Origin of the sequence: Micromonospora sp. NBC_01392 (genome assembly GCF_045040125.1) — a bacterium.
Classification (GTDB): Bacteria; Actinomycetota; Actinomycetes; order Mycobacteriales; family Micromonosporaceae; genus Micromonospora.
The window spans coordinates 5,293,806-5,311,694 of sequence record NZ_CP109549.1 but is presented as its reverse complement, the minus strand read 5'-3'; the positions used below and the strand labels follow the sequence as shown (position 1 = coordinate 5,311,694).

Genomic DNA, 17,889 nt, shown 5'->3' with positions numbered 1-17,889 from the left:
CCGTGCGGCTCGTCACCCGGCTCGCCGCGGCCGCGCTGCGGCTGCCCGCCGCCCGCGCCGGCCGGGTCACCGTCACCCGGGACGCCCCGGTGCGGGTCCGCGACGGGGTCACCCTGCGCACCGACCACTACGCGCCGGACCTGCCGGGCGCGGCCTGCGTGCTGATCCGCACCCCGTACGGGCGGGGCGGCCCGATGCGGCTGCTCGGTCGCCTGGTCGCCGAACGCGGTCATCACGTGGTGATCCAGTCCTGCCGTGGCACGTACGGCTCCGGCGGCGAGTTCGACCCGCTGGTGCACGAGCGCGACGACGGCCTGGACACGCTCGACTGGCTGCGCCGCCAGCCCTGGTGGACCGGCGTGTTCGGCATGTTCGGCGCCAGCTACCAGGGCTTCGTGCAGTGGGCGGTGGCCGCCGAGGCCGGTGACGAGCTGCGCGCGATGGTCGCCGTGGTGACCGCCTCGGCCACCCGCGACTCGACGTACGCGGGCGAGTCGTTCGCGCTGGACACGGTGCTCACCTGGGCGGAGCTGCTCCAGGCGCAGACCGTGCCCTGGCTGGCCCGGCAGTGGGAACTCAAGCGCGGCCAGCCCCGGCTGGTCCGGGCGCTGGCCCACCTGCCGCTGGTCGAGGCGGACCGGGTGGCCACCGGCGTGACCGTGCCGTTCTTCCAGGAGTGGCTGCGCCACCACACGCCGGGCGCGGACTACTGGCGCGCCCGGGTCTTCGGCGACCGGATCACCGAGGTGCGGGCGCCGGTCGCCATGGTCAGCGGCTGGCAGGACATCTTCCTCCCGGCCCAGCTCGACGACTACGCCCGGCTGCGCGCCGCCGGCGCCCGGCCACGGCTGACCGTCGGCCCGTGGACCCACGGCAGTCCGGGTCTGCTGGTGGCGGCGCTGCGCGAGGGGCTGGACTGGTTCGACGAGCACCTGACCGGCCGGCCGGCGTCCCCCGGCGCGGAGGCGGCGCGCGCGCCGGTGCGGGTGCACGTGGGCGGCGTCGGGGGCGGGTGGCGTGACCTGCCCGACTGGCCGCCGCCCGGCACGCCGACGCGCTGGCACCTGCGTCCTGGCGGTGGCCTGTCGCCCGCCCCGCCGGTGGGCGGTCCGCCGGACCGGATCCGGTACGACCCGGCCGACCCGACCCCGTCGCTGGGCGGCCCGCTGCTGGTGGCCCAGCGGGCGGGCGCGGTCGACAACCGGCCGGTGGAGTCCCGCCCGGACGTGCTCACCTACACCGGCGAGCCGCTCGACGACCCGGTCGAGGTGATCGGGCCGGTGCACGCCGAGATCCACCTGCGCAGCGAGCTGTCCTACCTGGACGTGTTCGTGCGGCTGTGCGACGTGGACCGGCGCGGCCGGTCCTGGAACGTCTGCGACGGCCTGGTCCGCGTCGAACCGGGCCGGTTCCCGGCCGGCGCGTCGGGCGTGGTGCGGGTGCCGGTCACGCTCTGGCCGACCGCGTACCGGTTCGCGCCGGGGCACCGGCTGCGCCTCCAGGTCTCCGGCGGCGCACACCCGCGCTGGGCGCGTAATCCCGGCACCGGGGAACCACTCGGCACCGCTGTCACGCTGCGTGCGGGATGGCGCGAGGTGGTGCATGATTCCGAGCATCCCTCGGTGTTGCTGCTGCCGGTCGTGCCGCCCGCGTCCACACCGGGCAGATAATCGCAAATATTGCTCCTGAGCTGGGATTTCTCCGCAAGTGGGGATACGCTCCGAGCAAGTGCCCGTTGCTGTGCAGCCATCCGGCAGGGGCGCGTCCGCAGATCTCAAGCCATCACACGTAGTGATGGTCGCTCCCTTGCCGACATCGCTCGAAAGGGGATCCGCCATGACGTCGGCTCCGGCGAACCTGCTGGCCGTCCGCAGCCTGTTACTCACCTACCTCAACGTCGACAAGAACGTCGTCCGGGATCAGGACCTCGAGCCGGCGGAGGTCGGCATCGTCGGTGATCCCAGCCACCGGGGCGGCTACCACTGCGGCTCGGACCGGGTGGTGACCAACGACTACTCGGTGGTGGAGTCCACCCGGGACCGTTCCGGGCTGACCCTGTACGCGTCCGCGTTGGACGTCGGCACGTTCTCGGTCCGCTCCGGCGGCGCCATCCACACGTTGCGTACGTTCTCCACCTGGCTGGTGGCGCAGTGCGCGGCGAACGCGGCCGACACCCGGGACATCCGGGAGGTCATCTACTCCCCGGACGGCCGCACCGTGCGGCGCTGGGACCGGCTGGGTCGGCGCACCAGCGGCGACAGCAGCCACCTGTACCACACCCACATCAGCTTCTTCCGCGACTCGACCAGGGCGGGCCGGGACCAGACCCCGCTGTTCCGCCGCTACCTCACCGCCATCGGGCTGATCACCCCCGCGAAACCGGAGGACGACATGGAACAGACCGACAAACTCATCGGGAACACCGGCTCGACCAGCCGTACGGTCGGCGACGTGCTGGCCGACCTGCAGAACCTGCGTAACTGGCTGATCTCGCCGGCCAACACGGTCGGGTTGGTCAACCCGCCGCTGGCGAACTCCCCGCTCCAGCAGATGCTGGCGATGCTGCGGGCCTGGCCGGCGCTCGTGGCGCAGGTGACCGAGCTGTCCGGCAGGGACTTCACCGACGAGCAGCAGATCGTCACCGGCGTGCTCGCCGGGCTGCCGCCGGAGAAGATCGCCGAGGCCATTCCGCCGCAGATCGCCCGCGACGTCGCCGACGAGTTGTCCCGGCGGCTGACCGCCTGACCGTCCGCGCCGCGACGACTGCCGCGTCGCGGCGCCGGGCATTCCGCAACAGTCATTGCGCAACAGCTCTTGCGAATGTCAGACTCGGTCGCATGGACCAACCCACCGTGCGCCAGGTCACCGACTCGCGGGTGCTCGCCGCGCTCGCCCATCCGCTGCGCCGCCGCCTCATGGACGTGCTCAAGGTGTACGGCCCGTGCACCGTCGGCCTGCTCGCCGAGCGCACCGACCAGGCCCCGGCGAACGTCAGTCACCACCTGAAGGTGCTGGCCGCCGCCGACCTGCTGGTCGAGGCGCCCGAGCTGGCCCGCGACCGGCGGGAACGCTGGTGGAAGCTGCGGAGCAGAGGCGTGCGGTGGTCCGAGTCCGACTTCGACGACGACCCGTCCACCCGGGTCGTGGCCGACGCGGCCGGCTCGCTCAACCTGGAGCGGCACACCGCCCTGGTGCGGGCCTGGCACGCCGCCGCCGACGAGACGCACGCCGCCTGGGGCGATGCCCCGTTCAGCACCGACCACTGGCTGCACCTGACCCCGGACGAGCTGGCCGAGCTGAGCCGCGAGGTGATCGCGCTGTTCAGTCGCTGGGCCGACCGTCCGGTCCCCGACGACGGGCAGCGCCGCGAGCCGGTCTTCGTGTTCACCCACGGCGTCCCGGCCCGGCCGTGACCGCCCCGGCCGGCGCCTCCGCCCCGCCCGCGGTCGCGCCGTCCGGCGGCCTGTTCCGGCACCGCGACTTCCGGCTGCTCTGGACCGGCCACACCATCAGCGCGGTGGGCAGCAACATGACCGCCGTGGCGCTGCCGCTGGTCGCCGTGGCGGTGCTCGACGCCAGCACGTTCCAGGTGGCGGTGCTGACCGCCGCCGCCTGGCTGCCCTGGCTGCTGGCCGGCCTGCCGGTGGGAGCATGGGTCGACCGGGTCCGTCGTCGGCCCGTGATGATCGCCGCCGACCTGGTCGCCGCCGCGTTGTTCGCCAGCGTCCCGGTCGCCGCGCTGCTCGACCTGCTCACCGTCGGGCACCTGCTGGTCGTGGCGCTCGGCGCCGGCCTGGCCCGGGTCTTCTTCGAGACCGCCGACCAGGTCTACCTGCCCACCCTGCTGCCGCCCGACCAGGTGCCGCCGGCCAACGCCCGGCTGCACGCCACCCAGACCGCGAGCTACCTGCTCGGCCCCGGACTGGCCGGGCTGATCGCCCAGCTCGCCGGCGCGGTGACCGCGGTGGCGCTGGACGCGGTGAGCTTTTTGGCGTCCGCGCTGTGCCTGCACCGCATCCGCGCGGTCGAGCCACACCCGTGCCGGGCCACCGGGACGGCGTCCATGCGCCGGGACGTGGCCGACGGGCTGCGCTTCGTCGCCCGGGATCCGTGCCTGCGGGTGCTGACCGTCTTCGGCGCGGCGAGCAACATCGGGCTCACCGGCTACCAGGCGGTGCTGGTCGTCTTCCTGGTCCGCTCGGCCGGGCTGCCGGCCGGCCTGGTCGGTCTCCTGATCGGCCTGGCCAGCGTCGGCGGGGTCGTCGGCGCGGCGCTGGCCGCCCGGCTGGCCCGGCGGCTCGGCACCGCCCGCGCGCTACTGCTCGCCGGCGCGCTCACCGGGCCGCCCGCGCTGCTGATCCCACTCGCCGGCCCCGGCGCGCGGGTGGCCTGGCTGGTGCTCGGCGGCGCGCTGGTGAGCCTGGGCGTGGCGGTCGGCAACGTGGTCAAGGGCAGCTTCCGGCAGACGTACACGCCGCACCGGCTGCTCGGCCGCGTCACCGTGAGCATGCACCTGCTCAACTACGGCACCATCCCGCTCGCCGCGCTGGTAGCCGGCGGGCTGGGCGCCGCCTGGGGGCCGGGAGGCGCGATCCGTCTGATGACCGCCTGGCTGGCGCTCACCCCGTTGATCCTGCTGATCGGGCCGCTACGCCGGCGACGTGAGCTGCCGGCGGCACCCGCCTGACGACGCGCTGCGGCGGCGGTCGGAGCCCGACCGCCGCCACCGGCACTACGTCACATCGGACGGACGTTGTCCGCCTGCGGGCCCTTCTGGCCCTGCGTCACCTCGAACTCGACCTTCTGGCCCTCGTTCAGCTCGCGGTAGCCACCGCTCTGGATGGCCGAGTAGTGGACGAACACGTCCGGGCCTCCGCCGTCCTGCTCGATGAAGCCGAAGCCCTTTTCCGAGTTGAACCACTTGACCGTGCCGGTTGCCATGCGTCTCTCCCTGTTCAATGCGGGTGAGCACCGACCCGCGGTCGGTGATCGCCCCTGTACCTCCTCGACAGTAACCGCCCGAACCCGGATCCGCTGGCGGAAGTGCCGGCGTGGCTCACGAATACCTGCGAACCGGAAACCCTCCCCGACCCGACCCGGGGCACGGCATGCTTGCCCGGATGAGCACAACAACGGCGCTGGCCGACCTGGAACGGGAGATCACGGCGCCCGGTGCGGGCCCCGACCGCCTGCGCCTGGTGGCCACGCCGTTCGTGCCCGAGGTGCGGCTGCACCTGGCCGAGGACGCCATCCTGTGGTGGGCGCGGATGGAGGCCGCCGCCGGGCGGCCGCTCCCGCCGCCGTACTGGGCCTCGGTCTGGGCCGGTGGGCAGGCGCTGGCCCGGCACCTGCTCGACCATCCCGAACTCGCCGCCGGGCGGCGCGTGCTCGACCTGGGCGCCGGTTCCGGGCTGGTCGCCATCGCCGCCGCGCTCGCCGGCGCCGACCGGGTGGTCGCCAACGACGTCGACCCGTACGCGGTGGCCGCCGTCACCGTCAACGCGCGGGCGAACCGGGTCCGGGTGGCCGTCGACAGCGACGACCTGCTCGACGGGGTGGCCGGCGTCGACCTGCTGGTCGCCGGCGACGCCCTCTACGACGCCGAGCTGGCCGCGCGGGTGCTGCCCTACCTGCGACGGTGCGCGGACCGGGGCGTCGAGGTGCTGGTCGGCGACCCGGACCGGGGCCACCTGCCGCCGGCCGGGCTGGAACTGGTGGCCAGCTACCCGGTGCCCACCACCGAGCCCTCGGTCGACTCCCCGGTACGCCGGGTCCAGGTGCTGCGCCCCCGCTGACCCCTCGGGGATCATCCGGAGGGGATCTCCGGGGCGGCTGGGGGATCACGCCCGATGTGCCGGGTGGCCGGCCGGGCATAGCGTGCTCGGCGTGACGGCCCTGCTCACCCGGTTCGGGCGACTGCCCACCACCCCGCTGACGGGCCTGCTGGGCGTGGTGATGCTCGCCGACGTCGTACCCCTGCTCGGGGTGCTGGTGCCCGGCGACGCCGCGGGCCGGAAGGCGGCGGCGCGGGCCGGAAGGCGGCAGCGCGGTGACCGGCTGACCGGGTCGGGTCCGGCCGCCACGGGGGAGGCCGGACCCGGCGCGGGTCACCAGCCGCGGGCCCGCCACTGCGGCACGGCGGGCCGCTCGGCGCCGAGTGTGCTGTCCTTGCCGTGACCCGGGTAGAACCAGGTCTCGTCCGGCAGCCGGTCGAAGAGCTTCGCCTCGACGTCGTCGATGAGCCGGCCGAACCGCTCCGGGTCCTGGTCGGTGTTGCCGACGCCACCGGGGAAAAGTGAGTCCCCGGTGAAGAGGTGCGGGGTGCCGGACGGGTCGCGGTGGAGCAGCGCGATCGACCCCGGCGTGTGCCCGCGCAGGTGGATCACCTCCAGCTCGCAGTCGCCGACCCGGACCGTGTCGCCCTCGTGCAGCGGCTCGGCGGCGATCGGCAGGCCCTCGGCGTCGTCGGCGTGCACCAGCGCGCGGGCGCCGGTCTTCGCGACCACCTCCTCCAGCGCGACCCAGTGGTCCATGTGCCGGTGGGTGGTCACCACCGTCGCCAGCCCACCGTCGCCGACCAGCTCCAGCAGCCGGGGCGCCTCGTTGGCGGCGTCGATCAGCGCCTGCTCGCCGGTGGCGCGGCAGCGCAGCAGGTAGGCGTTGTTGTCCATCGGGCCCACCGACAGCTTGGTCACGGTGAGCCGGTCGAGTTCGCGCACGGCCGGCGGGCCGCCGGGCGTGACGTCTCCGGTGTAGGTCATGACGGGGTTCAGATCCATTCCGGTGGGTTCGGCAGAGGGCCGTCGGGATCGACGGTGAGCAGCTCGCCCGTGCCCCGGCCGGTCAGCCAGGCGGCGAGTTCCGGCGCGGGGCCGGTGATCGTGGGCGCGCCCTCGGGATCGCCCACGACGAGGTCGCGCGCCGGGCCGTCGGGCCGCAGCAGCATGGCCGGCGCGGCCGGGTCGTCGGCCAGCCCGGTGGCCACCTCGTGCAGCAGCCGCTGGGCGAACGCCTCCGGCCAGTCCGCCGGCCGGTAGCCGGCGGCCAGGTCGACGTGGTGCACCTCGATCTCGCGCAGCCGGGCCCAGACCAGCAGCGCCGCCGGCCACGGGCCGCGCCGGGTCTGCACCGTGGCGCCCCACGCACCGGGCGGCATCTCCGCCACCGCCACGTCGAAGCGCTGGCCGCTGCGACGCAGGTCGTCCAGGAGGTCGGCCGGGCCGCGCCCGGCGCCCGCCTCGATGTCGGCGTTCCGCGCCTCGACCGAGGCGTACATCGGGATGTCCGCGCCGGTGCGCGCGGCGGTGAGCAGGTTGACGAACCCGTCGGCGTTGCGGGCCAGGTGGGTGAGCACGTGCGCGCGGGTCCACCCCGGCAGCAGCGACGGCGCCGCGACGTCCGCGGCGGCCAGGGCGGTCACGGTACGCAGCAGCCGGTCGTTCGCCTCGGCCAGCTCGCCGGTCAGCAGCAGGGGGTCAGTCGTCATCGGGTTCGACAGTAGCGGGCCGGCCCGCGCCGCGCCGCCGGGGAAATCGCTTTCGGCGCGTCGCCGCGCGTCCTACCGTCGGGGCCGACGGCTTCACGCCGTGACGCCGGGAGTCGGAGGGAGGTGGTGCGCATGCCGGTCCCCGCGCGTGTGTCCGCCCTGATCCCACGACCCCGATGAGGACGCCATGACCCTCGACCTGACCGCCCTCGGCTGGGACGCCGACTGGGCGACCCACCTCGATCGACGCGCCGACCACCGACCCGGGCGGGTGGCCCGGGTGGACCGCGGCGTGTGCACCGTACTGCGCCCGGAGGGGCCGGTACGGGCGAGCCTCGGCGGCGGCGTGCTCGCCGCCGCGGCCCGCGACCTGACCGCGTTGCCCTGCGCCGGTGACTGGGTGCTGCTGGCCACCTGGCCGGACGGCCCGGTCACCGTGGAGACGGTGCTGCCCCGGCGCACCGCGCTGGTGCGGCGCACCGCCGGCAAGGACGCCAGCGGCCAGGTGCTGGCCGCCAACCTCGACACCGCCGCGGTGATCGAGCCGGTGCACCCGGCGCCGGACGCCGCCCGGATCGAGCGCCTGCTCTCCCTCGTCCACGAGTCCGGCGCCGAGCCGCTGGTGGTGCTCACCAAGGCCGACCTGGCCGCCGACCCGGCCGCGGTGGCCCGGCAGCTCGCCGAGCTGGCCCCGGGGGTGCCGGTGCTGCCGGTCAGCGCCGAGCGCGGCACCGGCCTGGCGCCGCTGCGCCGGCACGTCGCGCCGGGGCGCACGCTGGGCCTGCTCGGCCCGTCCGGGGCGGGCAAGTCGAGCCTGGTCAACGCGTTGGCCGGGGCGGCCGTGATGCCCACCCAGGCGATCCGCCGGGTCGACGGCAAGGGCCGGCACACCACCACCTGGCGGGCGCTGGTGCCGGTGCCGGGCGGCGGCGCGGTGCTGGACACCCCCGGCGTCCGGGCGGTCGGCCTGCTGGACGGCGCCACCGGCCTGGACCGGGCGTTCGCCGACATCGCCGAGCTGGCCACCGGCTGCCGGTACGCCGACTGCGCGCACGACGCCGAGCCGGCCTGCGCGGTGCGGGACGCGCTGGACAGCGGCGCGTTGCCGGCCCGCCGCTGGGAGAACTGGCGCCGGTTGCAGCGGGAGCTGGCGTACGAGAGCGGTCGCCGCGCGGCCCGGGTGGCCGCCGAGCGGCGGGGCGGCTGGCGCGGTGGGCGGCGACGCACCGGGCGTCCGGCGACGCCGCCCACTCCCGGCGCACTCTGAACTGGGGGAATGTCCGCGCGCCGGAAGTTGTCACACCTCGGGGCTAGAGTTGCCGGGGCGCTTTCCCTGCGCCTCGACAATTCGTAAAACCACCCAGATCCGGCGTCTGGTGAACAGACCCGCCGCACATTCTTCTTCCGGGAGCACACGCACCGTGGCCGACCGTCTGATCATCCGTGGCGCGCGCGAGCACAACCTGCGTGACGTCAGTCTCGACCTGCCCCGGGACGCCCTGATCGTCTTCACCGGGCTCTCCGGCTCGGGCAAGTCCAGCCTGGCGTTCGACACCATCTTCGCCGAGGGGCAGCGCCGTTACGTCGAGTCACTGTCGTCGTACGCCCGGCAGTTCCTCGGCCAGATGGACAAGCCCGACGTCGACTTCATCGAGGGCCTCAGCCCCGCCGTCTCCATCGACCAGAAGTCCACCTCGCGCAACCCGCGCTCCACCGTCGGCACCATCACCGAGGTCTACGACTACCTCCGGCTGCTCTTCGCCCGCATCGGTGAGCCGCACTGCCCGATCTGCGGCGAGCGGATCTCCAAGCAGAGCCCGCAGCAGATCGTCGACCGGGTCCTCGCCATGCCCGAGGGCACCAAGTTCATGGTGCTCGCGCCGGTGGTGCGCGGCCGCAAGGGCGAGTACGTCGACCTCTTCGCCGAACTCCAGGCCAAGGGCTACGCCCGGGCCCGGGTCGACGGCGTGGTGCACCCGCTGACCGAGCCGCCGAAGCTCAAGAAGCAGGAGAAGCACACCATCGAGGTGGTCATCGACCGGCTCAGCGTGAAGCGGAGCGCCAAGCAGCGGCTGACCGACTCGGTCGAGGCCGCGCTCGGCCTCTCCGACGGCCTGGTGCTGCTCGACTTCGTCGACCTGCCGGAGGACGACCCGGCCCGGGAGCGCCGCTACTCCGAGCACCTGGCCTGCCCCAACGACCACCCGCTCGCGATCGAGGACCTGGAACCCCGGGTCTTCTCCTTCAACGCGCCCTACGGCGCCTGCCCGGAGTGCACCGGTCTGGGCACCAAGAAGGAGGTCGACCCCGAGCTGATCATCCCGGACCCGGAGCGCACGCTGCGCGAGGGCGCGATCCAGCCCTGGGCCACCGGGCACAACCTGGAATACTTCCTGCGCCTGCTGGAGGCGCTCGGCGAGAGCCAGCACTTCGACGTCGACACGCCGTGGCGCGCGCTGCCGTCGCGGGCGCAGAAGACGATCCTGCACGGCTCCGACGACCAGGTGCACGTCCGCTACCGCAACAAGTACGGTCGCGAGCGCTCCTACTACACCGGCTTCGAGGGCGTGGTGCAGTGGATCGAGCGCCGGCACACCGACACCGAGTCCGAGTGGTCCCGCGACAAGTACGAGGGGTACATGCGGGACGTGCCGTGCGCGGCCTGCGGTGGCGCCCGGCTCAAGCCGGAGGTGCTCGCGGTCACGCTGGCCGGCAAGAGCATCGCCGAGGTCTGCAACCTCTCCGTGGGCGAGGCGGCCGACCTGCTCGCCGGCATCGAGCTGACCGACCGGCAGAAGATGATCGCCGAGCGCGTGCTCAAGGAGATCAACGCCCGGCTGAAGTTCCTGCTCGACGTCGGTCTGGACTATCTCTCCCTGGGCCGGCCGGCGGGCACGCTCTCCGGCGGCGAGGCGCAGCGCATCCGGCTCGCCACCCAGATCGGCTCCGGTCTGGTCGGCGTGCTCTACGTGCTCGACGAGCCGTCGATCGGCCTGCACCAGCGGGACAACCACCGGCTCATCGAGACGCTGCTGCGGCTGCGCGGCCTGGGCAACACGCTGATCGTGGTCGAGCACGACGAGGACACCATCCGGGTGGCCGACTGGATCGTCGACATCGGCCCGGGCGCGGGCGAGCACGGCGGCAAGATCGTGCACAGCGGCTCGGTGCCGGCGCTGCTCGACAACGAGGAGTCGGTCACCGGCGCGTACCTGGCCGGTCGCCGGGCCATTCCGACGCCGGCCACCCGTCGTCCGCAGACGCCGGGCCGGGAGCTGGTGGTGCACGGCGCCCGCGAGCACAACCTGCGCAACCTCACCGTCAGCTTCCCGCTCGGTCAGCTCATCGCGGTCACCGGGGTCAGCGGCTCGGGCAAGTCGACGCTTGTCAACGACATCCTCTACACGGTCCTCGCCAACCAGATCAACGGCGCCCGGCTGGTGCCCGGCCGGCACACCCGGATCACCGGCCTGGAGCACGTGGACAAGGTCGTCGGCGTGGACCAGTCACCGATCGGGCGCACCCCGCGCTCCAACCCGGCCACCTACACCGGCGTCTGGGACCACGTCCGCAAGCTCTTCGCCGAGACCACCGAGGCCAAGGTCCGGGGGTACGGTCCGGGCCGGTTCTCGTTCAACGTCAAGGGCGGGCGCTGCGAGGCGTGTTCCGGCGACGGCACCATCAAGATCGAGATGAACTTCCTGCCGGACGTCTACGTCCCCTGCGAGGTGTGCAAGGGCGCGCGGTACAACCGCGAGACGCTCGAGGTGCACTACAAGGGCCGCACGGTCGCCGAGGTGCTGGACATGCCGATCGAGGAGGCGGCCGAGTTCTTCTCCGCCATCCCGGCCATCCACCGGCACCTCAAGACGCTCGTCGACGTCGGCCTGGGCTACGTGCGTCTCGGCCAGCCCGCGCCGACGCTCTCCGGCGGCGAGGCGCAGCGTGTGAAGCTCGCCTCCGAGCTGCAGAAGCGCTCCACCGGGCGGACGGTCTACGTGCTCGACGAGCCCACCACCGGCCTGCACTTCGAGGACATCCGCAAGCTGCTCATGGTGCTGGAGGGCCTGGTCGACAAGGGCAACACGGTGATCACGATCGAGCACAACCTGGACGTGATCAAGACGGCCGACTGGCTCATCGACATGGGCCCGGAGGGCGGTCACCGGGGCGGCACGGTGCTCGCCACCGGCACCCCGGAGGAGGTCGCCGAGGTGCCCGAGAGCCACACCGGCGAGTTCCTGCGGCCGATCCTCAAGCTGGCCGGCGACGCCAAGGGCGCCAAGGCGGCCACCACCCGGGCGGCCAAGGCCAACGGCGCCACCAAGTCGCGGGCCCGTAAGGTGCCGGCGACGGCACGCTGACCGACGCGTACGCGCGGACGGGCCGGGTCCGGCCCGTCCGTGCTGACCGGCGCGGGCCCGGCCGGTCCGGCCGCGGGGATATGCAGTTCGTGACGCGCCGGTATGAACCGTGCGCCACCCTGGTGCGTGTACCGCAGTGTGGCCACGGATCATGAACCGGTGGCGACAGCCGAGAGAGAGGCCGGAGATGAGTGACGATCAGGCGCGGACCGAACCGGTCACCCAGAGCCGCCGGGCCCTGCTCGCGGGCGCCGGCGCGGTCGGCGCGGCCGTGGTGCTGGCGGGCTGCGGCGACGACGACGCCACCCCGGGAGCGGCCCCGACCAGCGGCGGACCGCCCGGCGCCAGCGCCACCGGTGACGCCGGCGGCGGCAACCGGGACAGCAGCGCCCCGCTGGCCCGCACCACCGACATCCCGGTCGGCGGCGGCGCGATCTACGCCAGCAAGGGCGTGGTGATCACCCAGCCCGAGGCGGGCCAGTTCAAGGGCTTCGACCCGATCTGCACGCACCAGGGCTGCCCGGTGTCGAACGTCGACGGCGGCACCATCAACTGCACCTGCCACAACAGCCGGTTCTCGATCAGCGACGGGTCGGTGAAGCAGGGACCGGCCACGAAGCCGCTCGCGGCCAAGGAGATCAAGGTCAGCGGCGACCAGATCACGCTGGCCTGACCGGGCGTCGCGCCCCCGCCGGCCGGGCGGGGCGCGGCGACGGTGGGGTGTCGGGGGTGCGGACTACGCTTGGCGCGTGGCTGACCCCTCGACCTACCGTCCCGCGACCGGCACCATCCCGGAGTCACCAGGGGTCTACCGGTTCCGCGACGGCACCGGCCGGGTGATCTACGTGGGCAAGGCGCGCAACCTGCGCAGCCGGCTCAACTCCTACTTCGCCGATCCGGTCAACCTGCACCAGCGCACCCGGCAGATGGTCTTCACCGCCGAGTCGGTCGACTGGATCACCGTCGCCACCGAGGTGGAGGCACTCCAGCAGGAATACACCTGGATCAAGCAGTACGACCCGAGGTTCAACGTCCGCTACCGCGACGACAAGTCCTACCCCTACCTCGCGGTCACGCTCGACGAGGAATACCCGCGCCTCCAGGTGATGCGCGGCGCGAAGCGCAAGGGGGTGCGCTACTTCGGGCCGTACTCGCACGCCTGGGCCATCCGCGAGACGCTCGACCTGCTGCTCCGCGTCTTCCCGGCCCGCACCTGCTCCTCCGGGGTGTTCAAGCGGGCCGGCCAGGTCGGCCGGCCCTGCCTACTGGGTTACATCGGCAAGTGCTCGGCGCCGTGCGTCGGCACCGTCACCGCCGAACGGCACCGGGAGATCGTCACCGGCTTCTGCGACTTCATGGCCGGCCGGACCGACACCATGGTCCGCCGGCTGGAGAAGGAGATGCTCGACGCCAGCGAGCAGTTGGAGTTCGAGCGCGCCGCCCGGTTGCGCGACGACGTGGCCGCGCTGCGCCGGGCCATGGAGAAGCAGACAGTGGTGCTCGGCGACGGCACCGACGCCGACGTGGTGGCGTTCGCCGACGACCCCCTCGAAGCCGCGGTGCAGGTCTTCCACGTCCGCGACGGCCGGGTGCGCGGCCAGCGCGGCTGGGTGGTGGAGAAGACCGAGGAGCTGACCACCGGCGACCTCGTGCACCACTTCTGCACCCAGGTCTACGGCGGCGAGCAGGGCGAGGCCGACGTCCCACGGGAGCTGCTCGTCCCCGAGCTGCCCGGTGACGCCGACGCGCTCGCCGACTGGCTCTCCACCCGCCGGGGGAGCCGGGTCTCGCTGCGGGTGCCCCAGCGCGGCGACAAGCGGTCGTTGCTGGAGACCGTCGAGCGCAACGCGAAGGACGCGTTGACCCGGCACAAGCTCAAGCGCGCCGGTGACCTGACCACCCGCGGTCAGGCCCTCGACGAGATCGCCGACGCGCTCGACATGCGGACGTCGCCGTTGCGCATCGAGTGTTTCGACGTCTCCCAGATCCAGGGCACCGACGTGGTCGCCAGCATGGTGGTGTTCGAGGACGGGCTGCCCCGTAAGAACGAGTACCGTCGTTTCATCGTGCGTGGCGCCACCGACGACCTGTCCGCCATGTCCGAGGTGCTGCGCCGGCGCTTCGCCCGCTACCTCGACGCCCGCGCCGAGACCGGGGAGCTGGGCGAGGAGACCGCCGCCGACCCCGACCGCCCCGGCATCGACCCGACCACCGGGCGACCGCGCCGGTTCGCGTACCCGCCGCAGCTCGTGGTGGTCGACGGCGGCCCGCCGCAGGTGGCCGCCGCCGCGAAGGCCCTCGCCGAGCTGGGCATCGACGACGTGGCGTTGTGCGGGCTGGCCAAGCGGCTGGAGGAGGTCTGGCTGCCCGACGACGAGTTCCCGGTGATCCTGCCGCGCACCTCGGAGGCGCTCTACCTGCTGCAACGGGTCCGCGACGAGGCCCACCGCTTCGCCATCACGTTCCACCGCCAGCGACGCTCCAAGCGGATGACCGAGTCGGCGCTCGACAACGTCCCCGGCTTGGGCGAGGTCCGTCGCAAGGCGTTGCTGCGGCACTTCGGCTCGCTGAAGCGGCTGTCCGGGGCCACGGTCGAGGAGATCACCGAGGTGCCCGGCGTCGGCCGACGTACCGCCGAGGCGATCCTCGCCGCCCTCGACAGCGACCCCGCCCCCACCCCGTCCTGACCGTCCCCCGCCGGCGGCCCTCCCACAGCTCGTTGATCAAGGAGTTGGCGTCACCGCCGCACCCCCGTCCGGCCTGCCCGTGTCCGGGTCGGGCCCACCTGTGCCCGGCTCGTCCCACCCGGGCCTCCGGTGATCATGAGGTTGGCTGCCGTGCTGTCGGCGTGTCGGCCCGCCAACTTCATGATCGACGGGATGAACGGGTGGGTGTGGATGCCTAACCGGTCTATTCTCGCTTGATGGGATGAGTGTTCCGCATAACGGGAACAATGGAGATCTTGGTGCGTTTCGGCCCCCGGAGGGGGCCGTTGGGTACCGAGATCTCCCAGTGCTCGCCTCGGGCAGGCTCCCTCAGGGGAGCCGCCTGGGTGGGGTGTCGGGTTTGGGCCGGTGTGGGGTGGTCGGGGTCACCGGCTCGGGGGAATCGGGGCCGGGGGCGGGGTGTTATACCTGGCAGACCGCGTGGAGCCCCGCCCCCGGGCCGCTGGCAGCCCCGGTCGGAATGAGCGGCCACCGGCCGTCGTTACATCCCCCAGCCGCCGACCCGGCCCCCCGTGGCTCCGGTCGCGCCGGGCCCCCGAGCAGGCCCCCTTTCGGCCGCCGGGCCCACCCCTTTTCAGACCTTTCCCCGCACGCAGGCGTCCCCGCGTCCGCGTATCCCCCACCCCCCTTTGGGAGGCATCATCATGGCTACCACTGTGCTGCGTAAGACTGTGCTGACCGCTGCCGGTATCGCCGCGACCGCCGGTGGGATCGCCGGCCCCGCGATCGCCGCCCACGCCGCCCCCGCCCCCACCGGCAAGGCTGCTGTCGTGGCCGCTGACCGTAACAGCGGTGAGCGGGAACTCGACGTGCGCTACGAGGCCCAGCCGAACTTCTACTACTGCGGCCCCGCCGCCGCCCGCAACGCCATCAGCGTGCTCGGCAAGAACATCGACGTGCACGCCATGGCCCGCGAGATGGGCACCACCGAGAACGGCACCAACAGCATCAACGACATCACCCCGGTCCTGAACAAGGAGACCGGCAAGCCCTACCGCTCGGTGGAGATCAAGACCGGTAAGGCCGACGACCGGCAGACCGACAAGCTGCGCACCGACATCGTCCGCACCGTCGACGACGGCCGCGCCGTGGTCGCCAACATCGCCGGCACCACCACCGACACCGACGGCGGCACCCACTCCTTCGAAGGCGGCCACTACATCAGCGTCGTCGGCTACCAGAACAACGGCACCACCGTCACCATCGCCGACAGCGCCAACCCGGACACCGCCTCCTACCGCATCACCGTCGACAACCTCGCCGACTGGATCGCCACCCGCGGCTACAGCACCAGCTGACACCAACGCACAAGGGCCCGACCCCACCAACGGGGTCGGGCCCTTTCGTCACCCCTCAGCGAGTACGGCGAGGATGGCCTCGCCGTACTTGGCGAGCTTGTTCTCGCCGACGCCGTTGAACCGGGACAGCTCGGCCAGCGAACTCGGCGGCTCGGCGGCGATCTGACGCAGCGTGGCGTCGTGGAAGATCACGTACGCGGGTACGCCCTGCTCCTTCGCGGTGGCGGCCCGCCAGGCGCGGAGCCGCTCGAAGACCGGCGCGGCGGCGGGGGAGAGGTCGGCGACGACGGTGGCCGCGCCCCGTGGCTTCGCGGCCCGGCCGGACAGCGGTCGTTCCGGCTCCTTGCGCAGGGTGACCGTACGCCGCCGGCCGAGCACGTCGGCGCTGGCCTCGGTCAGGGCCAGCGTGCCGTAGTCGCCCTCGACCGCGAGCAGACCCTCGGCGAGCAGTTGCCGGACCACGCCGCGCCACTCGGTGTCGCGTAGCTCGGTGCCGATGCCGAACGTGCTCAGCGCGTCGTGCCCGTGCTGGTCGATCTTGTCGGTGTGCTTGCCGAGCAGGATGTCGATGCTGTGCCCGGCGCCGAACCGCTGGTTGCGCTCCCGGTCGAGCCGGTAGACGGTGGAGAGCAGCTTCTGCGCGGCGACCGTGCCGTCCCAGGACTCCGGCGGGTCCAGGCAGGTGTCGCAGTTGCCGCAGTTCGACGCCCCGGTCTCACCGAAGTAGTCGAGCAGTTGGGCCCGGCGGCAGCGGACCGTCTCGCAGAGCGCCAGCATCGCGTCGAGGTGGGCGGCCAGGTTGCGCCGGTGCGCCAGGTCGCCCTCCGACGTCTCGATCATCTTGCGCTGCTGCACCACGTCCTGGAGCCCGTACGCCAGCCAGGCCGTGGACGGCAGCCCGTCACGGCCGGCGCGACCGGTCTCCTGGTAGTAGCCCTCCACCGACTTGGGCAGGTCGAGGTGGGCGACGAAGCGTACGTCGGGCTTGTCGATGCCCATGCCGAACGCGATGGTGGCCACCATGACCAGCCCGTCCTCGCGCAGGAAGCGCTGCTGGTTGGCGGCGCGGGTCGCCGCGTCCAGGCCGGCGTGGTAGGGCAGCGCCGGGACGCCGTTGGCGACCAGGAACTCGGCGGTCTTGTCCACCGAGGCGCGGGACAGGCAGTAGACGATGCCGGCGTCGCCCGGGTGCTCGTCGCGCAGCAGGCTCAGCAACTGCCGGCGCGGTTCCCGCTTCGGCACGATGCGGTACTGGATGTTGGGCCGGTCGAAGCTGGCCACGAAGTGTCGGGCGTCGGTGAGCTGGAGCCGGGTGGCGATCTCGGTGCGGGTGGCCCGCGTCGCGGTGGCGGTCAGCGCGATGCGCGGCACCTGCGGCCAGCGCTCGTGCAGCATCGACAGGTTGAGGTAGTCGGGGCGGAAGTCGTGGCCCCACTGGGAGACGCAGTGCGCCTCGTCGATCGCGAACAGCGCGATCCTGCCGCGTTCCAGCAGGCCGAGCGTGGAGCGCACGGCCAGTCCTTCCGGGGCGAGGTAGAGCAGGTCCAGCTCACCGGCGAGGTAGGCCGCCTCGACCCGGCGGCGCTGTGCCGCGTCCTGGGTCGAGTTGAGGAACCCGGCCCGCACGCCGACCGCGGTGAGCGCGTCGACCTGGTCCTGCATGAGCGCGATCAGCGGCGAGACGACCACCGCCACGCCGTCGCGGACCAGCGCGGGGATCTGGTAGCAGAGCGACTTGCCGCCCCCGGTGGGCATGAGCACCAGCGCGTCACCGCCGGCCACCACGTGCTCGATGATGTCCTGTTGGACACCGCGGAACGCGTCGTAACCGAAGACCCGGCGCAACACGTCCAGCGCGCCCTCGACCCGTTGCTCGGTGGGGGAGACCATCCGCGCAGTCTACGAGCGCCCGCCGACACCGCCACGGAAGCCGCCCGCCCGCGCCGTCGCCCCACCGGGCCCTGTTTCACGGAAACAGTGGCTATTCCGCCGCGGATAGCCCCTGATTCCGTGAA

Annotated in this window: 15 protein-coding genes; 11 read left to right on the top strand and 4 right to left on the bottom strand. The window is 73.1% G+C overall.

Annotation, left to right across the window (positions count from 1 at the left end; translation table 11 throughout):
- The first annotated feature begins 2 nt into the window (after positions 1 to 2).
- The 4 genes from OG767_RS22710 (at position 3) to OG767_RS22695 (ending at position 4,687) form a co-directional block, all read left to right on the top strand.
- Positions 3 to 1,670, top strand: coding sequence for a CocE/NonD family hydrolase (locus tag OG767_RS22710; RefSeq protein ID WP_405090415.1), 1,668 nt, complete (start codon positions 3 to 5; stop codon positions 1,668 to 1,670).
- A 166-nt stretch (positions 1,671 to 1,836) separates the two neighbouring features.
- Positions 1,837 to 2,745, top strand: coding sequence for a hypothetical protein (locus OG767_RS22705; RefSeq protein WP_405090413.1), 909 nt, complete (start codon positions 1,837 to 1,839; stop codon positions 2,743 to 2,745).
- A gap of 92 nt (positions 2,746 to 2,837) precedes the next feature.
- The gene (locus OG767_RS22700; RefSeq protein ID WP_405090412.1) at positions 2,838 to 3,413 is read left to right on the top strand and encodes an ArsR/SmtB family transcription factor; all 576 of its coding nucleotides are present in this window, start codon (positions 2,838 to 2,840) and stop codon (positions 3,411 to 3,413) included.
- Positions 3,410 to 4,687 carry an MFS transporter gene (locus tag OG767_RS22695; protein ID WP_405090410.1) on the top strand — a complete coding sequence of 426 codons (1,278 nt, stop codon included), beginning with the start codon at positions 3,410 to 3,412 and terminating at the stop codon, positions 4,685 to 4,687. Before OG767_RS22700 ends, OG767_RS22695 begins: the two co-directional genes overlap by 4 nt.
- A 50-nt stretch (positions 4,688 to 4,737) precedes the next feature.
- Here OG767_RS22695 and OG767_RS22690 read toward each other — a convergent pair whose 3' ends face one another.
- Positions 4,738 to 4,941, bottom strand: coding sequence for a cold-shock protein (locus tag OG767_RS22690; protein WP_091059998.1), 204 nt, complete (start codon positions 4,939 to 4,941; stop codon positions 4,738 to 4,740).
- A 179-nt stretch (positions 4,942 to 5,120) separates the two neighbouring features.
- Here OG767_RS22690 and OG767_RS22685 point away from each other — a divergent pair, with 179 nt between their 5' ends.
- Both OG767_RS22685 and OG767_RS22680 read left to right on the top strand, forming a co-directional pair.
- The gene (locus OG767_RS22685) at positions 5,121 to 5,795 is read left to right on the top strand and encodes a class I SAM-dependent methyltransferase (protein WP_405090409.1); all 675 of its coding nucleotides are present in this window, start codon (positions 5,121 to 5,123) and stop codon (positions 5,793 to 5,795) included.
- 91 nt (positions 5,796 to 5,886) lie between these two features.
- Positions 5,887 to 6,177, top strand: a complete 291-nt coding sequence (locus OG767_RS22680) for a hypothetical protein (protein WP_405090408.1) — start codon at positions 5,887 to 5,889, stop codon at positions 6,175 to 6,177.
- On the opposite strand, the gene OG767_RS22675 is transcribed toward OG767_RS22680, so the two are convergent.
- The gene (locus OG767_RS22675; RefSeq protein ID WP_396771679.1) at positions 6,108 to 6,761 is read right to left on the bottom strand and encodes an MBL fold metallo-hydrolase; all 654 of its coding nucleotides are present in this window, start codon (positions 6,759 to 6,761) and stop codon (positions 6,108 to 6,110) included. The genes OG767_RS22680 and OG767_RS22675 overlap by 70 nt on opposite strands.
- An 8-nt stretch (positions 6,762 to 6,769) precedes the next feature.
- Positions 6,770 to 7,486, bottom strand: coding sequence for a maleylpyruvate isomerase family mycothiol-dependent enzyme (locus tag OG767_RS22670; RefSeq protein WP_405090406.1), 717 nt, complete (start codon positions 7,484 to 7,486; stop codon positions 6,770 to 6,772).
- 187 nt (positions 7,487 to 7,673) lie between these two features.
- On the opposite strand from OG767_RS22670, the gene rsgA reads away from it, so the two are divergent.
- The 5 genes from rsgA to OG767_RS22645 all read left to right on the top strand — a co-directional run bounded on the left by rsgA (position 7,674) and on the right by OG767_RS22645 (position 15,874).
- Positions 7,674 to 8,753, top strand: coding sequence for a ribosome small subunit-dependent GTPase A (gene rsgA, locus OG767_RS22665; RefSeq protein WP_405090405.1), 1,080 nt, complete (start codon positions 7,674 to 7,676; stop codon positions 8,751 to 8,753).
- A 154-nt stretch (positions 8,754 to 8,907) separates the two neighbouring features.
- Entirely contained in the window at positions 8,908 to 11,850 is a 2,943-nt protein-coding gene (gene uvrA / locus OG767_RS22660; protein WP_405090404.1) for an excinuclease ABC subunit UvrA, read from the top strand.
- 187 nt (positions 11,851 to 12,037) lie between these two features.
- A complete protein-coding gene (locus OG767_RS22655; protein WP_405090403.1) occupies positions 12,038 to 12,523 on the top strand; it encodes a Rieske (2Fe-2S) protein in 486 nt (161 codons plus the stop codon).
- A gap of 76 nt (positions 12,524 to 12,599) precedes the next feature.
- The gene (gene uvrC, locus OG767_RS22650; protein WP_107162449.1) at positions 12,600 to 14,537 is read left to right on the top strand and encodes an excinuclease ABC subunit UvrC; all 1,938 of its coding nucleotides are present in this window, start codon (positions 12,600 to 12,602) and stop codon (positions 14,535 to 14,537) included.
- Positions 14,538 to 15,220: 683 nt separating this feature from the next.
- The gene (locus OG767_RS22645) at positions 15,221 to 15,874 is read left to right on the top strand and encodes a C39 family peptidase (protein WP_405090353.1); all 654 of its coding nucleotides are present in this window, start codon (positions 15,221 to 15,223) and stop codon (positions 15,872 to 15,874) included.
- Positions 15,875 to 15,922: 48 nt separating this feature from the next.
- Here the strand turns inward: OG767_RS22645 and recQ are convergent, their stop codons facing one another.
- Positions 15,923 to 17,764 carry a DNA helicase RecQ gene (gene recQ / locus OG767_RS22640; protein WP_405090402.1) on the bottom strand — a complete coding sequence of 614 codons (1,842 nt, stop codon included), beginning with the start codon at positions 17,762 to 17,764 and terminating at the stop codon, positions 15,923 to 15,925.
- Between the last annotated feature and the right edge of the window lie 125 nt (positions 17,765 to 17,889).

Excerpts from the sequence above, each read along its gene's own strand:
- OG767_RS22705 (WP_405090413.1), top strand. The coding sequence starts at position 1,837 with ATGACGTCGGCTCCGGCGAACCTGCTGGCCGTCCGCAGCCTGTTACTC.
- OG767_RS22700 (WP_405090412.1), top strand. The coding sequence starts at position 2,838 with ATGGACCAACCCACCGTGCGCCAGGTCACCGACTCGCGGGTGCTCGCC.
- OG767_RS22690 (WP_091059998.1), bottom strand. The coding sequence starts at position 4,941 with ATGGCAACCGGCACGGTCAAGTGGTTCAACTCGGAAAAGGGCTTCGGC.
- OG767_RS22685 (WP_405090409.1), top strand. The coding sequence starts at position 5,121 with ATGAGCACAACAACGGCGCTGGCCGACCTGGAACGGGAGATCACGGCG.
- OG767_RS22675 (WP_396771679.1), bottom strand. The coding sequence starts at position 6,761 with ATGACCTACACCGGAGACGTCACGCCCGGCGGCCCGCCGGCCGTGCGC.
- OG767_RS22670 (WP_405090406.1), bottom strand. The coding sequence starts at position 7,486 with ATGACGACTGACCCCCTGCTGCTGACCGGCGAGCTGGCCGAGGCGAAC.
- rsgA (WP_405090405.1), top strand. The coding sequence starts at position 7,674 with ATGACCCTCGACCTGACCGCCCTCGGCTGGGACGCCGACTGGGCGACC.
- OG767_RS22655 (WP_405090403.1), top strand. The coding sequence starts at position 12,038 with ATGAGTGACGATCAGGCGCGGACCGAACCGGTCACCCAGAGCCGCCGG.
- OG767_RS22645 (WP_405090353.1), top strand. The coding sequence starts at position 15,221 with ATGGCTACCACTGTGCTGCGTAAGACTGTGCTGACCGCTGCCGGTATC.
- recQ (WP_405090402.1), bottom strand. The coding sequence starts at position 17,764 with ATGGTCTCCCCCACCGAGCAACGGGTCGAGGGCGCGCTGGACGTGTTG.